The following is a 20,745-nucleotide window of genomic DNA, read 5'->3' on the forward strand; positions in this document are numbered from 1 at the left end:
ACACGAATTGTACTTTGCAAATAACGTCTGATGCGTTTATTTACAAAAAACAAACGATGATATTTTTCATCTTCTTATATCTTTTTAAACCAATCGTGTTGATTTAACCGTTCAATATTCTGATCAATTTTTTTCGTGTTTAAAGTGTCACTATATCCAATGCCGCCGAATAATCCTGCAATTAATTCAAATATAAAACTAAACATAGTTCACTGTTATCCCCTCTAAGTATCGTACCCTAATTATAACTTATCTTTATTCAACTAACTTGCCAGCTAGTTACATAAAGAAAATGCTGCCTTAAAGGCAGCTCCAATCTTCAGCTAAAGCCCCCGATTGTTGAATAAAGGACACGATCCACTATTTGTGTATTGCGCCCTTTCGTATTATAAGGTCATCCAGAATATATATCTGGCTGTTCAATTAATAGCCAGTGTTTAACCACTTTTATTACACAGTCAATTCTAAGAGATTGCCTTCAGGATCTTCTATCACACTCTCATAATAGCCGTCCCCAGTGACACGAGGACCATTAACAAGGCGGTAACCATCATTTTGTAAGCGAGCTGTCATCTGATTGACGGACTCCCTGCTCCCCAGGGAAATTGCAATATGAGCCCAGCCAACCCTATCGTCCTGATCCGGTTTATCGATGCCTGACTTACACATAATCTCTAAACGTGCATCCCCGTCAAACGTTAGAAAATAAGATTCAAATTCCTTATCTTTATTATGATACTTTGAGTTTGCATTCCCATTAAAGTACGTTACATAAAACGTCTTCATAGCTTCTAAATCTTTAACCCAGATTGCCACATGCTCTATTTTCATCTCGCTTCACTCCTCGAATGAAGTTATATTTCTACCTTTTTAATAATTCTTGCGGGGGTTCCACCAACTACCACTTATCTAGTACATTCTTCACAACTGCACCAAGAACATCTATATTAACTAATCTATAAAAACCCACTAAAGATTAAATTACGGTGGAGTTTTTATTTTTTACACTTAATAAATCGTTTCTATTGAATATGGCATTTAATTTTTCAGAACCTAAGAGCATTACTAAATCACCAACATAATAACTTTCATTTTTTCTTTTTTACTAAATAGCCCATCAAAAAATACATCATGCTAATACATAAAATCATAAATTCATATGTGCTTCCTAATGCTCCTATAGAAATAAAAAAGGTAACAAGAAGACAAATTCCAAGTACCAAACAGAATCCAAAATAAACGATTCTCCATACATTCCAGTTTAATCCAAAAGAACCTGCTCCGGTTATTACGCCGACTATGAGAAGGCTAGTAATAATCAATAAAGTAAGCCTATCAGTTGCTGATGTATCAATTTCGGATTGGAGGGCTTGCCCTAAGGATGTACCAAGTAAAAAAAGAAAGCCATATCCTAACGTACCAATGATCGTTAATGTCCCTAAGACAATGGCGATCGTTTTTGATAATACATATTCCCCCATTGTTTCACCTACTATACCGTAAATTTCAAAACCTATTGCGTGCTATTTTCATGTGGACATGCCGGACCACGAGCAAGTAAGATAGAACTCTTCCTGCGGCCGTCGCTTCGCATTATTTGGGTACCATAAACACTATTTTAGATAAAAAAATCTCCTTCTCAAGTTTGTGTTAAGAAGGAGATTTCCGTATTACTCATCACACAGCAGCTTCTTGCTTCTTAAAGAGAGATCTTGAATGTCTCTAGCTACCATTTTAGTAACAAATGAAACACTAATTTCTTTTGAAACATAAGTTAAGATATTTTCGTTTAGCTTTTATTATGGGTATGTTGTTTAATCAGATCAATTGTGTGGAAGAGTAAGCTCTTATCTCCCCAGTTCCCATGTCCAGGTATAACTGTTTTTACATGTGGATATTTTTCGATTACCTTTTTAACGGAGTCATCCCATTGTTCTACATTTGCATCAGAAAGATTGCCAAGATCTTTTGCATCTAATGATTTGATGAAGCATCCACCGAATAATAATTTTCCCCTAAAAATATCTCCTACAGCAAGCCGGAAGGCGGGTTATTTATTTGGGTAGAGCTTCCTGCTTCTGTTGATTCAAGTAAAATCTTTGTGGAGTGCTTGTCAACAACGTACTGCTGAAGCTCGTGGGGCTGAGCCAATGATTACGAATTGGATTCCTAGAACTCATGAAGAAAGAGAACAAGCTGGTATTACTGACATTGACGTTACGGAAGCTGTTGATTATTACACAACACCAAGAGGTCAAAGCCCTAACTCTCCAAATAAGCTAAACTTCACTAGCATGGGATCGGTGATTGGTTTTGATGCTTTTCATTTAATAGAGGAGTTACTAACTCAACCTTTACAAATCATTGTTGGTAGCGTAAAAGGTGCATTCGGTTCATATAAAGATGGTCATGAACTTTATAATAGAGCAGCTTCAGAGAAAAAAGATTTACTTGTTGTTGAAGGTGCAAGTCACTATGATTTATACGATCAACCAGAACCTGTTAATCAGGCTGTTGAAAAACTGGAAGCTTTCTATAAAGAAAATCTTTAAGTAGAAGGTTAATTTTAGAATTTAAATGTGATGTATAAATAAAAACAGAAGCTTGTTATCATTAAGAATACAGCCGTTTTCCTAGTTATTTAGGAAAACGGCTTTTTAAATGGCTTGAAACTTCCTTAGCGTTGTAAATCCGCATTTTTCTGATACCCCATGCCCATCAAGCTAAGAAATTAATATACCCCCAAAACGAAAAAAGCTATTCTTTTCGTAAATAATGGATGGCTTTTTTTCGTTTTGGGGGTCTTCGAAAATTTTAGCTTGATGGGCATGACAGTTTACCCCAAAAAGTACAGTGACTCCTATTAAGGTGGAGGGTGGAATGATAGCCGGAGTGAGTCGGGAAGCGTATCGTATTTCCGATGAGACGAAAAAACAAGCGGAGATTGCCTTGCTGTTGCCCAATTCCGCTTGTTTTTTCTGATCCCTTCTCCGTTGTATGAATCAGGACAGAAGAAATTTTTTAACAACCGGAGCCAGTACAGGAGCTACAATGTGATGGCTTTGACCCTCCAAACATAGGTGCTGCCCTTTGGGAAGAACAGATACTAACAACTCGGCAGCTTGCTTGAATTTATCGCGCATTTCCTCGGCGGCAACAACAAGGACGGGGACGGAAATACCAGCCAACTCCTCCTGTTTCGGCGGTTCACAAACAATCTTAGTATCATAAACTGTCGTGTGCGCAATAGCTTCCAAATATGGCCTGAAGGGCGCATTTCGAAGTTGAACCACGACTTGTTCCGGCATGCCGACGAGTTGGGATTGGAAGAACTCGACTGCATCGCCGCGACGACCGGCAGATATCAATTCGGTTAGCTGATGGACGAGACGACCGTCGTAACCTTCAACGGGCGGATCGTATAGAACAAGTCCGGATATCGGCACTCCTTTTACTGCCGCATGCAGTGCAAGAACTGCGCCGGATGAGTAGCCGAATACGAAAGCCGATCCGCCAACTTCTGCAATGAGCGCATTCAAGTCTTCAATCTCCCGTTCGATCGCGTAAGGCAAAGTATCTCCGCTCTCTCCCTTCCCCCTGCGGTCATAATTGATTACAGTAAAATCCGGTTCCAGTTGCCCCGCGAGAGGCGCACCGGTCGAACGATCATTAAATGCACCCATCACCAAAATAATCGGGGGTCCGTCCCCTGTGCGATCATATTCGATAATCGTGCCGTCTCTGGAAATCACTTTGCTCATTCAATAGCCCTCCAATATTCCTAATATACTTGATTCCAATTCCTGTCCTACTCCAATCTTTACTTCCATACACATTTGAACAACTCTCAAAGTCGCCTCCTTACCCTTTAATCGATCTACTTCAATTCTCATCTCAACTCAACCTTTCTCTTCTCAACTTGGTACCATTTCTTCACAATCTCTCACCAATATTAACATAAATATCCTGTTTTGTTTGGAAGTCTTATTCCATTAAATGGCCCTATTGTTGAATAAAATGACTAACTGTAGGTTTGAAATAAAGTCGCGATGTTTATAAAAAAGATACGATGTTTTGAATAAAGTCGCGACGTTTGTAAAAAAGTTGCGATGTTTTCCCCCTTTGGATATGGTTATCTAAAGGGGCATTTTTATAATAAAGGGAAAGAACATCTGAATTAAAAGGTGGATTAATGAATTGTTAATTGAAAATAAATTGTTCCGTTAAAGGGACAGTTTGTTGAATAAAGAGGAAAAGCTATTAAGCAATCGAGAAGAAATCTTTAGGAGACATATGTGATAAAATTAGGAAAAAGGAGGTATGAGATATGAAAATCCATAGAATAGATCATGTGGGTATAATCGTCAATGATCTTCCTGCCGCGAAAGCGTTTTTTCTTGACTTTGGCCTTGAAATGCTGGGGGAAGGAAAAGTGGAAGGCGAGTGGGTGGAGCGGATGGAGCGGATAATAGGGCTTCAAGACGTTAAAGAGGAAGTTGCAATGTTGCGAACGCCAGACGGTGACGCAAATATAGAAATAGTAATGTTGCGAACGCCAGACGGTGACGCAAATATAGAACTAGTAAAATTTCACACGCCATCAGATGAAAATGGCATACAGCGTCCTTTAGCAAATACTCTGGGTATCCGGCATATTGCCTTTGCTGTTGAAGATATTGAAGCCCTTGTTACCAAATTGACAAAGAAAGGCGCAGGACTTATTGGTGAGATACAAAACTACGAAAACGCTTATAAATTATGCTACGTTCGTGGGCCAGAAGGAATTATTTTGGAGCTGGCTGAGGAAATCAAATAAAATATCCAATCTTTTTTATCAAAACAGCAAACTCGTTGATAAGAAAAGAAACCACTTTGATCAATCTTTTTTCAAAATGGTTTCTTTTCTTTGGCTGCTAAATAAGGGTTGGTCCAATACTTTTACTCAAATTTTATTCAAAACCTACACTAACGATTTTAAACAACAGTAATATAAGGTATTTTTCATGTTGTGGCTACTGTCAAAAAGCATACTTAATGACATGTTGGAAAACAGGTAATATTCCGTGTGTCATTTAGTGTGTTTTTTCATTTTGAAACATTTCATATTGTTGATATACTTTTTGACATAGATTAATAGTTTTTGGAGGGAGTGGCTATTTTTGTATCCAGATCCCCTTAACGTTGTAAATTCGCGTTTTGCTGACGGTACCCTGACGTTACCCCTTTATAGGCAATGAAAAAAGGATCTCCCTTGTAACATAGGTTTTATACATAATAGGGTTATAGGCAAATGTATACTTTAACAAAAATTGTAAATAGCAAAGGAGATCTTTTAAAATGACACAAAATAATCAGAATAAACAACAACTTCAGCAAGTTCAAAACCAAGTAGAGGATCAAGCTAACGCACAACAACAGCAACAATTGCAACAAGAACAAAAACAAGATCAGCAAACCCAAGATACAGATCAAGTACATGGAGGAGTTTGAAAAATATCAAATGTATTCTCTATGACTTCATCCCAACATGTAAAGCCTAGTTGTTTTGCAAAAGATTGATTATTCCCCTTAAAGAGAGCCGTGTTTTGATCGAAATTTTCAAACACAGGCTCTTTTATAAGTTTACGAAACGCTGCCTTTCCTTTATATAGTTATTTGTTCATAATCCATATTCCATTAAATGGCCCTTTAATGGAATAACATGACAAGCATTTTTCATCTGATCACCTTTATTTTATTCGACTTTTTCTTTTGGAAAGTCGAACATATATATGTTTCCCTCCCTTTGCTAATCAAGGGTTTTAAAAGTTCCTTTTCTATTTTAAATGTTAATTGAACATTATTGTCCACTTAACAGTATTAAAACTCTAGACATACAATTCTTGAACCTCTTTTCAAACATTTAATTGAGAGAAGTTATGACTCTTCTGTCCTCTCATTCTATCTACCAGTATGAAACATCTTCTGTGAAAAAGAAATACATAACACAGCACAGTCAGGTTCTAAAAATAGATTTTCCCACTAAGATTTTGGATCCGGCAGCAGGAAAAATCTAATTTGCACTAAACACAAACAAAAGACGGGAATGAAAAGAATTCTTATTGTGTGCTGGTCCTTTTTTCTATATCAGCAGTTATCCTGCTAAACAAAATCCTCTAAATGAATCCGCATTTATCACAAGTTTGCCTATCTTTCATACGATATTTTACAGGTGCAGTACTTTACCTCAAAAAGCAAAGGATGTTGGATATGCCAGCCATTGTAGGAGCATTTAAAGTAAATGCCGTTGGTACGAGCAGCATTGTTCATATCGGGGATGTCATTACCATCTCGCCATACAGCGAAGTCAAAACCTTTGCAGGGGCTGGATCTTTCAATACGGGAGATGGTTTGAATATTTACAACCAAAATAGTGTCACGAATGTTTACGACAACGATGCCATTGACCAGCCAATAGCGGGAAATGCATAAAAAGAGGTGAAAACATGAATTTTTACATTAACCAGACGATCCAAATTAATCACTTGAAGGTGGAGGCGGTGAACAACTCTTCTGTCCTTCAAATTGGAAGCGCAGGTATTATTAAACCGCTGTCAAACCTTTATAATACAGGTGCATTTACCGCACCTGCTCCACCTGCAGTAGGTCCGGGAGGGCCGACTCAAACAGAAGGCCCATTCGTTCCGCTGACCCCAAGATAATCTAGGCATTCACCCATTTTTAGTACCGTGCATATAAATAAATCTAGATACAATGTACATGATTTTTTAAGCGGGGTGAATGAAATTGTACTATGATCAATCAATGATGCAGTGTGTACAGCATTTATACGGAATTGTTCAGGCTCAGGATCAGAAAATCAAAAGACTTGAATCCGCTGTTTCCGCCATGATGGACGAAATAGAAGAATTGAAAAAGCGCCCCAGTACAACAATTGAAAAAATAGAATATAAATTTGATCAATTAAAAGTAGAAACGCTGGAAGGCACATTAAACATAGGACTTAATCCAACCGTCCCTGATCAAATTGAAAACTTTGAGGTGGATCAAAAAGGACTTCAAGTTAACCAAGTAAATAACACGAAGCGCGAGGAAGAAATATTTGAAGCTGTTCAGGCGAGGCTGCTTGCTTTTCTGAACGAAGACTGCGTCAACTATATTGAACAGCTCGCTGAACAATATAGATATGAGCTTGATCATGCGCATAAGGAATTTATCATTGAGGATATCCGCAAGCAAATTGACAGCCGGATCAGGTTCTACTTAAAACAGGGAACATATGATGAATCCGTGCCTGTCAGCACGTTAATTGAAGATATTACATCTCAAGTAAAGCAGGATGTGGAGCGCTCCATTACGTACTTTATCCAAGGCCTGCCAAAAGAAGGAGTCGACAGCAACTCATGAATTTTAATGTTGTAAATAAAGAGCTTTCAGTTGGAGAAATCCAAGTGTCTGCTGTTGCAAGTTCCAGCGTCTTCCTTATTGGCGATGCGAACTGTATTACATTGTCATCGGTTTTTGATACGCCGCCTGAATCATTGATTATAGGTCCATTTGTTCCTCTTGCACCGCAATAAGCTGCAATGATCAATCGATTATCTATAGTTAACAAGGCGTATGTTAACTCAGTCGGGTTCAGTTCACTTTTTCAGATCGGGGACAGTGTAGATATCGTTCCGCGCGTTAACGTCTACGCCGTGCAAAGGGAGGCAGAAATCATACTGGGAAACGAGGGTGACTTAAGGCAATACAGCTTTTACTCAGAGCTATTGCCAAAACCTCTGATCACAGAAAAGATTCAGACCTCTTTTTATCATGAAAATCCAACCATTAAAGTTGGGGCAGTTAAAGTAATATCTATTTCTTCATCTGCTGTTGTCCAATTCGGTTCCACAAACACGATCTCAGCAGAAACACGTGTGAAGCACATCAGACAATTACTAAGCCGGAATGAACGTAAACAGCCTTAATGCATAGACTGTGAATATGACAGAAAGCCAAAGGATGTTCGTTCATGCCAGCTATTATTGGTCCAATCTGCATTAACTCTGTCGGAGGCGGTGTTGTAAACTTCGGTGACTCGTTTTATCTTTCTCCTAAGAGTTCATCAAAGACTGCATCTGGTTCTGGCGGGGGAAATACAGGTGACTTTATTATCATAAACAATATCGTAAGTGCTACGAATTCAATCGATCCTGACTTAAATGATCAAAATATTGTTGGAAATAATTAAAATGACGTGCCTGTGAGACAGCACGTCATTTTCATTTTATTTTCTTTTCTTCCGTTCATTTGATTTTTTAGTCCGGACAAGTCTTGAAGAAGGCTGCTTGCGGATCCATTTTACATAGCTTGCAAGTTTAGGATCATTCCCTTAGTTCTGTTATCGTATTAAGGCGAATCGCAAGCTCATCATTTGTATACAGTGCATGGATTTGCTTGTGGCAAGGAATGCAGAGCTGCGCTATCGGCAAAAAGGTTCCGCCTTTTTCTTTCGGAGTTAAATGATGCTCCGTCGTTTCTGCTTCCTGGCGCCTGCAAAGCTCGCAAGTGCCCAACCCTTTTTTCGCCATATTCATCCATCCTTTAAACTACATCACTTCAAGCTGAACAACCGTCCCATTTCCAGTTGGCGCAGCAGGCACAACAATAAGCTTTCTCGGCAGTCTGGCCCGAAGCTCCTGAACATGGCTGATCACACCTACAGCAAGATTGTCAGACTGAAGTTTTTCAAGAGCTGATATAACTGTTTCAAGAAGCTCTCCATCAAGCGTCCCAAACCCTTCATCAAGGAAGAAAAATTGCAGAGGATATTCCCCTCTCAGCTGAATTTGCGAGGATAATGATAAAGCTAATGCAAGGGAAGTCAGGAACGTTTCTCCGCCGGATAAGCTTGTGACAGGACGTCTCACTCCTCCATTTGCATCATCTCTCATAATAAACCCGCCGCCTGAATCTACTTCAATGGCATAACGCTGCCTCGTCAATTGGCCTAAACGTTCTGATGCATCCTCTGCGACTATATGAAGCTGCTCTTCTGCTAAAAATTCCACAAAACCATTGCCCTTAAAGACAGTCTGAAGCTTTTCAAGCCGGGCAGTCAGGCCGTCAAGTTCCAGGCGCTTTTCTTCAATTTCCATAAAGCGTTTATGCTTTTCATTCAGCAGCTGCAATGCTTTTGCCGCAGCTCCTTTTTCTTCCGCTGCGAGATCAATCTGATCCTTGCTTTCCAACTTGAGCTGCTTAATGTCTGTCCATTTTTCAAGGCTGACAGAACGATTATTCAATTTTGCTTCTACACGTTTTAAGTCTGCCAGCACTTGTTTCATTTTATCCTGATAGGAATCAATTTCTTCTTTCATATTCTGCTTCTCTGCAGATGAAACCAGTGCTTTCACAGCAGCTTCAATATCTGCGAATGGAGTCGCTTGCTTAACCTGCTCCCATTTCGCTTTAGCCTGGGTTGAACGCAGCTCTGCATGTTCAAATGCCTTCTCTGCAGCGTGGCTGCTGCTTTCAGCCTTTTGTACATCCTGCAGAGCAGTCTGCCATTCGTTGTAGAGATTTTTTTCCTTTTGAACAAGCTCTTCTAATGTACGCTCCGTTTCTTTCAGCAAGGAGGCAATGTCACTGTTTACTGTCTCTTGACTCAGCCTTTTCTGCTTTTCGTCTGCTGCCTGCTGCTTATTTTGAATCGAAGCTGAAAGCTCAATCTGATTGTTTTTGATTTGCTGGGCTTCGTGCTCCAGCTGTTTGATTTGCTTTTCTTTTTCTTCAATAAATTGAACGCTTATTTTCACTCTTGCTTTCAGGTCTTCAAGAACGGCATCCTTTTCACTGATCTGCCTCTGCTTTTCTTCTGCCTGTTCAAAGGAGATCCCGCTGAACTGCTTGTTCCATTTTTCAAGTCCAGCAAGATATTCGGAGTCAATTTGACCATGCTTTTCATTCATTTCCTTTAACTCTTCTTCACTGTTCTTTTGAGTATAAAGGGACCGATTGATTTTCTCCTGCCATTCTCTTTCGATGCTTTGAAGCTTTTGAAACCGTTCTTTCGTTTGCAGAAAATCCTGGTTTAGTGCTTTATACTCCGTACGGGGATCAATATCCTGGTTCTCTTCATCATTTAATGAAACAACCAGTTCCGATAAAAAGGGATAGGCAGAAATCATTTCTCTTGAGAGTTCTTCCCATTTTTCTTTTAAGTGCTGAAGATGAGCGCTGATTGTTACATCTTCAGCTGTTTTCTTTTCAAGCTCCTCAACTAGTGAACCTGATGTCTCTAATACATCTGTCTCTTTGGCAGGCTCTGGATGATGTGCCGCGCCGCATACCGGACAGGGATCACCATGTGAAAGATATTTTGCAAGCTGTACCGCCATTTTCTGATCACGCTGTTTTTCGGCTTTGTTTTTTTCATCCAAAAGATGCCGTTTGCGTGTTTCAGCCTGATGCTGATGCACGTTAAGAAGCTCACAGCTTCTATGATAAAATTGCTGAACTTCGCCGTAGCATTCCTTGATTTTGTTGCCGTATGCCCCGTGCTTCAGTCTTGCGTCCCTCAGCTGTTCTTCTGCATGCTTTACAAGAGTCTCTTTTTTATCCGCTCTCTTCCTCCACTCAGCTAAGGATGCCTCCATATTGGCGAGGTGAAACCTTTGCTCGGATGCCATCCGCATTTGTTCTCTCTCTTGAACAGTAACAGTGTTCTGATCCATTTGATCTTTTAGCGTCTTTTGCTTTTCAAGCGCTTTTTTTAATAATTCATTTGCCCGCTCTACTGCTTCTTCCCGCTGCTTTAGATCTTTCGACGCCTCATTAGCCTTTTCCATCAATTCCTTAATGACAGTTAACTCATTATTAAGGTCTTTCTCCAATTCCCTAAGCTGTAATAGCTGTTCTTTTCTCGCCACTAAAACAGGTTCTTCTGCAGCTTTCTTTTCACGTACTTGCTCATAGGAGTTCACGATTTGAGCATAACGGTGCTTGTGCTGCAAAAGGACTTGCTGCAGTTCTTTCATTTGTGCGCTGCTGTTGTTCTTTTCTTGTTCAGCTGAATGAAGCGCCTCTGCATATGGCTTGACGTAGTCTGCTTTCTCCGCAGCTTCAAGACGTTCCGAAAGTGCAGCAATGTCATTTTTTTGCTGCTCAAGGCCTGACTGTATGCTTTCATACTCTCCCTTTTCAAGCTGAAGCTGCCACACTTCTTCGTACTCTTCATATTGTTTGACTGTTTGATCGTATTCTTTTTGTCTTTTTTCAAAAAGCATATTTGCCCCTTGCAGCTCTTGTTCAGCAAGATTAACGGCTTCACTTGAAGCATCTCCAAGCCCCGCCTGTTCAGCTGTCAGTTCGTTTTGCTTCCCTTTGGCATGCAGCAATCTTTTTCTAAGCTTTTTAACGAGCTCATCCCCATACTGCTCTAAATGAAACAAACGCTGCAGCATCTGCCTTCTTTCCGCTCCCTTTAAGGACAGGAATTCAGCAAATTTTCCTTGCGGAAGAACGACCGCTCTTGTGAAATCATCAATTGTCAGACCAAGGAGATCATACACTTTTTCATTTACTTCTGCCGCTTTATCAGCAAGAACTACGCTTTCTTCGGTATGCTCCATGATGCGGCAAAGCGAAGTTTTAACGCGCTGCTCATCTGTGCGCTTAAACATTCTTTCAACAGAATATCGTCTGGAGCTGCTTGCATTCTCAAGTTCAAATGTAAAAGATACGTGAAGGGCATTCTCCGCATGATTTAAAATTCCCTGAGTGTTATTGGCTGCCCGCTCTACTTTTCCGTACAAAGCAAGTGTCATCGCATCAAGAATAGAGGATTTTCCGCTTCCTGTCGGGCCGAATATGCCAAACACGCCGCCTTCACAAAGAGAACTGAAGTCAATAACCTGCTTTTCTCTAAAACTGTGCAATCCTGAAATGGTAAGAGATATTGGCTTCATTCCTTATCCTCCTCTTCTTCGGGCTCATCGTGAATCATATCCAGAAAGAGCTTCATCGTTTCCTGATCGGGCTTCGCCCCGCCTGTCTGCTGCTCATAAAACTTGGCGAAAAGCTCATCTATAGGGAGATTCGCTCTGCTTTCCCGGCTTTGTTCATTTATGCTTTTTTCAAAGACAGGACGGATATGCACAAAACCGGGGTGAGAATTTCGCAATCTATGAATCTCTTCAAGTGACAGCGTATCTTTTAAATGGACTTCTAAATCAATCCAGGCATTTTGATCTTTTCCGTCCTCAAGCCACTGATGCACCTGCTGCAAGCCATCTTGAGCTCTCCATTTTACTAATGGTTTTCCGCTTGACAGCAAGATTTCAGAAACTTGAGCCTGTCCTCCTGGCTCTATGTCTATAATGGAGACCGATTTGGCATAGCCTGATTCTGAAAAACTGTAGGCAAGAGGCGAACCTGAGTATCTTGCCATTGTGCCCGCGCGCTTTAGAGTCTGCGGGCGGTGCAGATGCCCAAGCGCCACATACTGCGCTTTTTCAGGAAGGCTTGAAGCTGCTACCGTATATGCGCCTCCCACTTCGATCGGACGTTCAGAATCAGTGGAGCTTCCCCCGGCTACATAGATATGACTCATTGCCAGATTAACTGTATCACTTCTGAATTGCCCTGCCATATATGCGAATAAATCCCGTATTCGTTCATCATAGGAATTTCGCAAAAGAATTTCATCATGACTGTCTGAGAGCACCTCTTTTAATCTTGCTTCTGAAGGGTAAGCAAGCGCCGCCATCATCATTGATTGATCGGCAGCTGGCACATCCACGGTTATAACGCCTGAGGCCGGGTATCCAATCAGATGGATACCCTGTGTGTCTGCAAGCGGTGAAGCTGCCTGCAGCCGTTCAGGGTTGTCATGGTTGCCCGCTATTACAACGACAGGACGGCGGCCTTTATCTGAAAGCCTCGAGATGCTTTCATAAAAGAGCTGTTCCGCCGCTGCCGGAGGATTCACGGTATCAAAGGCATCTCCTGCCATAACGACCGCATCCGCTTTTTCATCAATGACAATCTGCGATAGCTCGTCTAAAAATTGGGCCTGCTCGCCCAGACGGCTTCTCCCTTCAAGCGTTCGGCCTAAATGCCAGTCTGCTGTGTGCAGAATCCGCATAGAGATTTCCCTTCCTTTCTATTAAATGCAAGCGCCCTTTTAGCTCCGACATACAGATGCTGGATTTGTTCTGGCCGGTGAGTTGGGCGATGCAGCAAAAATTTATACTTTCTTATCTATTAAGAAAAGCGCAAGCGCCCCTGGTCAGCTCAGCCATTTGTGAAGGAGCCGTTCTGACCGGAGAGCCAGGCGCTTGCGCTTGCTAATCTATCAATTTTTCAAGCTAAAAAAGAAGAGCCTTTCTTCCTCATTTGCTAGATTTCAAGTACATGTCCTCCATCAAAAAAGTAAAGAACTTTTGATGAAAGAGGTTTCTTCGTTATTTTTTCAATGGCTTTTCCGTAAAGATCAAGCTGAACCCTGTAGCGTTTCGCTAAAATAGGACGTGCCTGCTGAAATCCTCCCGGATACTTTCCTTGAATGGCATCTGTTTTGTAATCGATCAAAACAACACCATCTTTGTCTTCAAATAAACAGTCAATTACCCCTTGAATCAAGACATGTTCACCCATTGCTTCTTCATATAGTTCTTCCGCAGGCAATGCATAACTGAAGGGAACCTCCCTCTCAATTCGGTCTGCTTTTTGAAGTCTTTTTCCAATATCCGTCTGGAAAAAATGAACAATGGAGTCAATTTCAATGCTGCCAGCCTGTTCTTTCGTCAGAATTTCTTTCGTGATAAGCTCCTGTATCTTTTGTTCGGTATTTTTGGACGTTACCGGTTCTCTCAGGTTGAGCTGCTGCATGACAGCATGCATAGCTGTCCCTTTTTCTGCAGCCGTGAGCGATTTTTTCTGCATGAATTTTGGACGGTCATACATAAAGGTGTCTTTCTGAGTCCGCAGAATGGTTTCATCACTGTATTCATCTCTGAATTCCTGCTGCCTTTTCACTTCCGATACAGATTGCTTTGAACGGAATACGGTGGCAAACTGATGCTGATACGTCCATGATAACCGGGCTTTTATTTGATCTTGATAATCTGACTGCTGTGCAACAGGTTCAAGGTTCTTCAAAGCACTTAGCATTTCCTGATCGTACTTTTTCTCCTCTTTTTGACTGTCATACAGTTCCTCTTCATCCATGATGGTAATTTCCCAACTTGATGGGTGGTCCAGAATGAAAGGACTAGTCTCTTCGCTATTCTCCCTGAGCCTTTCTGCATCCTCGTGCCGGACTAATGCAGGACCGATCCAGTCAAGATACGATTTCGCCTGTGCCCGTTCAAAATCCGGGAGCAGCCACTCTTCTTGAGTCATTGAATTTTGCCAATCAGACAGCGTTTTTCCGGCATCTTTTAAAGTGCCAACTAAGAAAAGTTTCTCTTTTGCACGTGTTAAAGCTACATACAAAACACGGAGCTCTTCTGACAGCAGTTCAATTTTCATTTTTTTCTTCATGGCAGAGAGCGGCAAGGTTGGATAGCTGATTCGAAGGGACGGCTGAATCAGCTTCGTAGCAAATCCAAGTTCCTTATCGAGCAAATATTTTTTATTCATATCCATCATATTAAACTGTCTTGCAAGCCCTGCAACGAATACGACCGGAAACTCCAGTCCTTTGCTGCTGTGAATGGTCATCAGCCTGACCACATCTTCCTGTTCTCCAAGAGCTCTTGCAGCACCAAGGTCATCACCGCGTTCTTGCATGCGCTCGATAAAGCGAAGGAAACGAAAAAGTCCTCTGAAGGTTGTTGCTTCATACTGGCGGGCTCTGTCATAAAGCGCCCGCAAATTTGCCTGCCGCTGCTTACCGCCCGGCATTCCTCCGACATAATTAAAAAATTTCGTATCCCGGTACAGCTGCCAGATTAATTCGGAAACTGAGCCCATGCGAGCGAGTTCCCTCCATGTTTGCAGCTGATTATAAAATGACTGCAGTCTTCTGCTGAGTGCAGCGTCTTCCATGGACGCTTCCGATAAGAAAATTTTTAATGCTTCAAAATACGCGCCTTTTTTTGAATACGTCCGGATGATTGCCAGTTCATTTGTATTCAGTCCAACAACAGGCGATCTTAAAACGGATGCAAGCGGAACGTCCTGGTATGGATTATCAATCACTTTGAGCAGTGACATCATAATAGCGACTTCAGTTGCTTCAAAATAGCCGCCTGAGAGGTTGGCATACACAGGAATGCCTTCCTGCTTAAACTCCTCAATAATTTGGGGCGCCCATGGCATAGAGCGGAGCAGGATCACAACATCTCTGTATGTGATGTTCCGGGTTCCGCCGATTTTGCGGTCATAAATCTGAAATTTATCCTGAATCATGCCGCGGATTTTCTTTGCCATGACTCTTGCTTCAAGCTGAACGGTCTGAAGTTCTTCAGGATGGAATTGTGCATCATCCTCTGAATCGTCCTCTTCCTCATCTTTGCCGCGGTTTATAAGCAGAAGTTCAGCCCGCATTTTCTCAGAATCCGGATAAGACGCCCCAAGCTTCAGCTCAGCATCAAGGTCGTAGGCTACTTCCCCAACCTTCTCTCCCATCATCTGTTTGAAAAGGAAGTTTGTGCCGTCGATTACTTCTGAACGGCTTCTGAAGTTTTTGGATAAATCGATGCGGAGGCCGCTGTACTGTCCTTCTTTTGAGAAGGTTTTATATTTGCTTAAAAATAAGAACGGCTCAGCAAGACGGAATCTGTAGATTGATTGTTTTACATCCCCTACCATAAACAGGTTTCCCGGACCCCTTTTTGTTACTAGCTTGAGAATGGTTTCCTGAACAAGATTTGTATCCTGATATTCATCAACAAGAACCTCTTCAAACTGATTTTGATAATCAAGAGCGGCTTCACTTGCTTGCAGATTACCAAGCTCATCTGGTGTTCCAAGAATTTGAAGGCAGTAGTGCTCGAGATCTGAGAAATCAACAATTCCTTTTTGCTTTTTCATTTCATCAAAACGTGCACCAAACAGCTTCACAAGCCCTGTAAGTGTTTCAATGACAGGTTTTAATTCCCGTAAATCCTGCAAATGGCTTTCATAAGAACGTCCAAACAGCTCTTCCTGCAGCTGTTCAATCTGTTTTTTTGCTGAATTTCGCAGCGCTGTAGTCTGTTCCAGCAATTCCTTGCTGTATTCAGAACCCCTGCATGCCTTTGCCCGTGAAAATGACGTCAGCGCCATTTTCCCCGCCAATTCCTGCCAAGAATCCTTTACTTCAATCAGTTCCTGAACCTGTCTGATATCATCGGTCAGATTTTCCGCACGCGGAGCGGGACCGCCCGGTTTTTCAGTCAGTGCAAGCGCCCGCTGCAGTTTTTCGAGACTGCTTGTAAGCTGCATGGATATATCTGCAGTAAGATATGGGAAAAACGGCAAGTTTTCAAGCCGTTCTTCTTCGCCGTACACCTTTGCAAGCTCGTCAAGCCACATTGAAGGATTCGGATGTGAACGCGAAAATTGATAGAGTGCACGTATAAGCGTCTGCAGGTCTGAATCACTTCTATCTGTTGTATAGCGGTCTACTAGATCAAAAAAAGCTTCATTATCTGCAAGGCTGTATTGTTCTTCAAAAATATCATCGAGCACCTCATCAATCAGGAGCTGTCCCTCTGTTTCATCTGCAATCCGGAAGCCCGGATCCAAATCGATTAAGTAATAGTATTTCCTCACCACATTCAAGCAGAAGGAATGAAGCGTAGAAATTGCTGCCCGATTTAAAAGGGACAGTTGTCTTCTCAAATGAAGGGAAGAGGGGTTTTCCTTTAATGCTTTTTCAAGCGCTTCGCCGATCCGGTTTCTCATTTCTGCCGCAGACGCATTCGTGAAAGTTGCGACTAATAGCCGGTCCACATCGACCGGATTTTCTTTTGAAATGATTTTGCGGATGATTCTCTCTACGAGCACCGCTGTTTTTCCTGATCCTGCAGCTGCTGCCACAAGAATATCCTGCCCGCCTGAGACGATCGCTTTCCATTGATCATCTGTCCACTGGCTGTCACTTGGTTTCGGTATCATTCTCTTCCCCCCCTGCTTCGTTCCGCAATCTAGTGAGAATAACATCATTTTTGTCATCCTTCAGCATGCGGTATTGATTTTCCGCCAATGATTGATCAAATTGACAGACTGACTTAAAGGAGCAAAACGTGCATGGCACTTTCTCCTTCATTTTGTATGGAGCGATGTCAACAACTCCGTTTGTAATATCGGTTCCTATGCTTTGGAAAATGGAGCGCACATGACCGCGGAGCAAATCAAATTCGCCTTCGCTTGCAATCGCAGAGTCAGACCTGAAGCCGCCATCCTTTTTAAGGCCGGCAGATACAATTTTCGAAAGACCGCTGTCTAATGTCTGATCCATTAACCGTACAGCTTCCTCATCTCCAAGGAGCAGCCCCTTCATTTTGAACTTCTTGAAAATCTCCTCTTCAATTTTATCCTGAGGCAGCTGAGATGCAGTCTGAATCATCGGATCATGCACGTGGAAATAAAGCACGCCTGCAGGAGTCGCTTCCACTCCAAGCCAGCTTTTAGAATGTGTAATAATCACATCTAAATACGTCAGCATTTGCAGGGCCAGTCCGTAATACACCTCTGCTAGATTCAGAGCTTTATCGCTTGATTTAAAATCAACGATTCGGAGAAGAACCCCTTTAGAGCTTTCCGCCTTATCCACGCGGTCAATCCTTCCGATCAATTCCATCGTGCATCCATTATCAAGCTGAAAACGGATAGGAGGCAGCGGACCGCCTTTGCCAAAACCGAGCTCAAGACCGGCCGGCGCAAATCCGCTTGCCTTCGCATGCTCGCTTAAAATAGACGATGCTCTCGTTATAATGCTGACAAGCTTTCTTTTTAAATAGTGATGACGGTTTGAGCTTAATAGAATTTCCCTTTGAAGCCTTGGAGCCAGCGTTTCAACTGCATCATGGGAAAGACGGGCACACTGGTCTTTCGATAAATCCTTCCAATCAAGCTTTAATTGATGCATGCGATCTGAAATCAGCTTTAATGCAGAGTGAAACATCTGACCGATATCCGGTGCCTCCAAGCGGAAATATTGCCGTTCCTTTAGCTTTAATCCGTGCGTTGCATAATGGGAAAACGCGCAGGCCTTAAACATTTCCATCCGCGAAACACTTCCTTGAATGTGCTCGCCGTACAGCTCTCTGCTGATATCTGATTGCAGCGTTTCTGCCTCGTTTCGGTAAAACAGGCTTCCCACGACTTTTGATAACGTCTCTTTTTGTTCCTGCTGGGTAAAATACGTATACGTATCCCACCAGATGGAGCTGATTGGATAGCTTCGTTTCCAGGCTTGAAGCTGGGATGTCAAATAAGATATCGTAACATCTTCATTCACAATGAAGGACAGCTGCTCCTCTTCAGGCAGCTCCTCAGGCTCATTTATAAAGATTTCCGTTTGAATGTCCGGAAATAAATCTCTTAACCTTTTTATGATCATGGAAGGCAGCAAAGCTTTTCCCTCTTCATCTGCAAGAGGATAGGAGATATACAGCTCATGGGATGCGCCAGCCAATGCTAAATAAATGATAAAACTCTCATCTAAAAGCTGCTCGCGCGCAGTTGGCGCAAGCTCAATCCCCTGATGATGGAGGGACATCCGGTCTTCCTCTGTCAGCACGCCTTTTTCCATCGGTCTAGCAGGAAGGACACCATCATTCGCACCAACAACAAATGAAATCTTTACGTTAAGCAGCCTTGATCGTTCTAAGCTTGCGATGACAACCTGATCAATTGCTGGCGGAACCAGCGCAAACTTCATTGCTTCAAGACCCGTTTCAATCATTTCAGAAAATAGCTTGCGGGAAAGGGAATGCTCATTCATCATCTCAGCAAACTCATCAAGCATTCCTGTTACAGCACTCCATACTTGTGCATGTTCTCTTGCCTCGATCAGTCTTCCCGCTTCCTCAGCCTCCACTCTCAGCTGCTCAAGCTTAAGCGGGATATCCAGCTCTTCAAGAAACAGGTACAGAGCCTCAGCCATGCCGATGCCGTTTTTAGCACCTTTCATTCTTTGCGCGAGTCCGTGCAGCGGCCGGACAACCAGATCCCTTAGCTGATTGATCATTTCTTCCATTTCATTTTCTTCATCTGTTCTGACATACTCATCGTCCAGAGAATAGTATCTGCGGTAAACAAAGCGTTCTTCCTTCGTCCATTTGCTGCCCTGAATCCCATATGAAAGCACGTAGTTTTCAAACTGATCCATTTTTTCCCGCATTTCCTGCTTGTCGGCCTCAAGAGGAAGAAGGAGTTCTGTTTTAATGCAGCGGAAAACCGCTTCATAGCGCCAGTTGCCATTCAAGATTTCCAGTGCGGATCTGATCAGTTCAATGACAGGGTGATTCAGCATTGAACGCTTTTGATCGATAAAAAATGGAATCTCATAATCTCTGAACACTTGTTCAATTAAGTCCTGATAGTCTCCGATATTCCGAATTAAAACGGCAAGATCTTTGTAGCGGTAACTTTCATTCATAACAAAACCGCGGATTTTTCTGGCTATCCCTTCTATCTCTGAGCGGCGTGACGCGGCCTGGGCAATCACCGCGTTTGTTTTCCCTTCGTACGGCTTTACTGGTCTTGACTCAAGATATCGTTCAAGATGGGCAAGAGACGGACGTTCTATAAATCTCGGCATCTCGTTTAATACGAGCACCTCATCCACATCCATCTTTGATTCTTCAGCAAGCATTGAGAGCTTATGATAGGTCATTCCCGTCATTCTGAATAAATGCAGCTCATGCGGCAGATGCTCATGAAACGGCTTGTCCGCTGTAAGTGCTATGGTTACGCTTTTCGCATGATTCATAAATGCCGTGATCACTTCATACTCCTGCGGTGTAAAGCTGTGAAATCCATCTATATAAATATCAGCACTTTGAATATAAGATGATTCGGCAATTTTCTCTGCCAAAAGCTTGAGATAATCCTCTGAATCAACATATGTTCCGCTGAGTTCAATCTCAAGCTGTTTATAAAGGAGGATAACATCATGAAGCTTATCAGCAAGCGCCTTTTCCTGACGGGTAGCATTTACTGACATCCTTTCGAGCTTCTCTTCCATATCCTGCGGCGTGAGGCAATAGCGCTTCAGTTCTGTAATCATCGACTCAATATGTTCGATAAATCCGCTTTTGCTGCTTGCTTTTGCAAAAATTTTAAACTCCTGCTTATGCTGTTCTACAAGCTTCCGGAGCATCATTTGAATCCCTGTTCCAGAAATATGATAACGGCTGATTCCTCCGGTTTCCTGCAGAATCCTCCAGGCCAGACGGCTGAAGCTGAATGTTTGAGCCCGCATCATCCCGTCTAAATCAGGCGTCTTGATCAGCTCATATTCAATGCCAAACGTCATTTGATCAGGCACCAAATAAACGATTGGGTCTCCCCCCGGCTGATCAAAAAGATCCATGCGGATTTCATTTAACAGCCGGTGTGATTTCCCGCTTCCAGATCTCCCTAAAACAAATCTTACTCCCACATTCAGGACCCCTCTCTTAGAAAAGCGCAAGCGCCTTGTTTAGCTCCGGCTTGCAGATAAGGATCCGACAGAAAAGTCCTGGTTGGACTTTTTTTGGCGGAGCCTTATCTGGCCGGGGAGTTAGGCGATCCGCTTGCCATCAATGATCAAAATTTTAT

At 42.3% G+C, this 20,745-nt stretch carries 17 protein-coding genes and 2 pseudogenes; 9 read left to right on the forward strand and 10 right to left on the reverse strand.

Annotation, left to right across the window (positions count from 1 at the left end):
• Window positions 1-74: 74 nt before the first annotated feature.
• The 3 genes from QFZ72_RS23730 to QFZ72_RS23740 all read right to left on the reverse strand — a co-directional run bounded on the left by QFZ72_RS23730 (window position 75) and on the right by QFZ72_RS23740 (window position 1,481).
• Window positions 75-206, reverse strand: a complete 132-nt coding sequence (locus tag QFZ72_RS23730) for a hypothetical protein (protein WP_307438378.1) — start codon at window positions 204-206, stop codon at window positions 75-77.
• Window positions 207-450: 244 nt separating this feature from the next.
• Window positions 451-831 carry a VOC family protein gene (locus tag QFZ72_RS23735; protein ID WP_307438379.1) on the reverse strand — a complete coding sequence of 127 codons (381 nt, stop codon included), beginning with the start codon at window positions 829-831 and terminating at the stop codon, window positions 451-453.
• A 257-nt stretch (window positions 832-1,088) separates the two neighbouring features.
• Window positions 1,089-1,481 carry a hypothetical protein gene (locus tag QFZ72_RS23740; protein WP_307438381.1) on the reverse strand — a complete coding sequence of 131 codons (393 nt, stop codon included), beginning with the start codon at window positions 1,479-1,481 and terminating at the stop codon, window positions 1,089-1,091.
• A gap of 633 nt (window positions 1,482-2,114) precedes the next feature.
• Here QFZ72_RS23740 and QFZ72_RS23745 point away from each other — a divergent pair.
• Window positions 2,115-2,552 (forward strand): annotated as a pseudogene (locus QFZ72_RS23745) (alpha/beta hydrolase); the annotation flags it as partial.
• A gap of 450 nt (window positions 2,553-3,002) precedes the next feature.
• On the opposite strand, the gene QFZ72_RS23750 reads toward QFZ72_RS23745, so the two are convergent.
• Both QFZ72_RS23750 and QFZ72_RS23755 read right to left on the reverse strand, forming a co-directional pair.
• On the reverse strand, window positions 3,003-3,761 hold the full coding sequence (locus QFZ72_RS23750; protein WP_307438383.1) for an alpha/beta fold hydrolase: 759 nt from the start codon (window positions 3,759-3,761) through the stop codon (window positions 3,003-3,005).
• Window positions 3,762-3,893 (reverse strand): hypothetical protein, encoded by a 132-nt coding sequence (locus QFZ72_RS23755; protein ID WP_307438385.1) that lies wholly within the window; start codon window positions 3,891-3,893, stop codon window positions 3,762-3,764.
• Between the two features lie 434 nt (window positions 3,894-4,327).
• On the opposite strand from QFZ72_RS23755, the gene QFZ72_RS23760 reads away from it, so the two are divergent.
• The 8 genes from QFZ72_RS23760 to QFZ72_RS23795 all read left to right on the forward strand — a co-directional run bounded on the left by QFZ72_RS23760 (window position 4,328) and on the right by QFZ72_RS23795 (window position 8,236).
• The gene (locus QFZ72_RS23760; protein WP_307438387.1) at window positions 4,328-4,816 is read left to right on the forward strand and encodes a VOC family protein; all 489 of its coding nucleotides are present in this window, start codon (window positions 4,328-4,330) and stop codon (window positions 4,814-4,816) included.
• Window positions 4,817-5,337: 521 nt separating this feature from the next.
• The gene (locus QFZ72_RS23765; RefSeq protein WP_307438390.1) at window positions 5,338-5,490 is read left to right on the forward strand and encodes a hypothetical protein; all 153 of its coding nucleotides are present in this window, start codon (window positions 5,338-5,340) and stop codon (window positions 5,488-5,490) included.
• Between the two features lie 759 nt (window positions 5,491-6,249).
• Complete coding sequence (locus tag QFZ72_RS23770; protein ID WP_252203992.1) at window positions 6,250-6,471, forward strand: spore germination protein; 222 nt, start codon at window positions 6,250-6,252, stop codon at window positions 6,469-6,471.
• A gap of 14 nt (window positions 6,472-6,485) precedes the next feature.
• Window positions 6,486-6,701 carry a spore germination protein GerPB gene (locus QFZ72_RS23775; protein ID WP_307438393.1) on the forward strand — a complete coding sequence of 72 codons (216 nt, stop codon included), beginning with the start codon at window positions 6,486-6,488 and terminating at the stop codon, window positions 6,699-6,701.
• Window positions 6,702-6,780: 79 nt separating this feature from the next.
• Window positions 6,781-7,407: a spore germination protein GerPC gene (gene gerPC / locus QFZ72_RS23780; protein WP_307438395.1), complete on the forward strand. Its 627-nt coding sequence runs from the start codon at window positions 6,781-6,783 to the stop codon at window positions 7,405-7,407.
• Window positions 7,404-7,580 (forward strand): spore gernimation protein GerPD, encoded by a 177-nt coding sequence (locus QFZ72_RS23785; RefSeq protein ID WP_307438397.1) that lies wholly within the window; start codon window positions 7,404-7,406, stop codon window positions 7,578-7,580. Before gerPC ends, QFZ72_RS23785 begins: the two co-directional genes overlap by 4 nt.
• A 6-nt stretch (window positions 7,581-7,586) precedes the next feature.
• Window positions 7,587-7,973, forward strand: coding sequence for a spore germination protein GerPE (locus QFZ72_RS23790; RefSeq protein ID WP_307438399.1), 387 nt, complete (start codon window positions 7,587-7,589; stop codon window positions 7,971-7,973).
• Window positions 7,974-8,017: 44 nt separating this feature from the next.
• Window positions 8,018-8,236, forward strand: a complete 219-nt coding sequence (locus QFZ72_RS23795) for a spore germination protein (RefSeq protein WP_307438401.1) — start codon at window positions 8,018-8,020, stop codon at window positions 8,234-8,236.
• A 36-nt stretch (window positions 8,237-8,272) separates the two neighbouring features.
• Here QFZ72_RS23795 and QFZ72_RS23800 read toward each other — a convergent pair.
• From QFZ72_RS23800 to addB, 5 genes and pseudogenes are all read right to left on the reverse strand, one after another.
• Window positions 8,273-8,576, reverse strand: a pseudogene (locus tag QFZ72_RS23800) (HNH endonuclease).
• A gap of 18 nt (window positions 8,577-8,594) precedes the next feature.
• Window positions 8,595-11,954, reverse strand: coding sequence for an SbcC/MukB-like Walker B domain-containing protein (locus tag QFZ72_RS23805; RefSeq protein ID WP_307438404.1), 3,360 nt, complete (start codon window positions 11,952-11,954; stop codon window positions 8,595-8,597).
• On the reverse strand, window positions 11,951-13,132 hold the full coding sequence (locus tag QFZ72_RS23810) for an exonuclease SbcCD subunit D (RefSeq protein WP_307438406.1): 1,182 nt from the start codon (window positions 13,130-13,132) through the stop codon (window positions 11,951-11,953). The genes QFZ72_RS23805 and QFZ72_RS23810 overlap by 4 nt, the downstream gene beginning before the upstream one ends.
• A gap of 254 nt (window positions 13,133-13,386) precedes the next feature.
• Window positions 13,387-17,094, reverse strand: a complete 3,708-nt coding sequence (addA, locus tag QFZ72_RS23815) for a helicase-exonuclease AddAB subunit AddA (RefSeq protein ID WP_307438408.1) — start codon at window positions 17,092-17,094, stop codon at window positions 13,387-13,389.
• Window positions 17,075-20,587: a helicase-exonuclease AddAB subunit AddB gene (gene addB / locus QFZ72_RS23820; RefSeq protein WP_307438410.1), complete on the reverse strand. Its 3,513-nt coding sequence runs from the start codon at window positions 20,585-20,587 to the stop codon at window positions 17,075-17,077. The genes addA and addB overlap by 20 nt, the downstream gene beginning before the upstream one ends.
• Window positions 20,588-20,745 lie beyond the last annotated feature (158 nt).

The organism is Bacillus sp. V2I10, from assembly GCF_030817055.1.
Lineage (GTDB): Bacteria > Bacillota > Bacilli > Bacillales > Bacillaceae > Bacillus_P.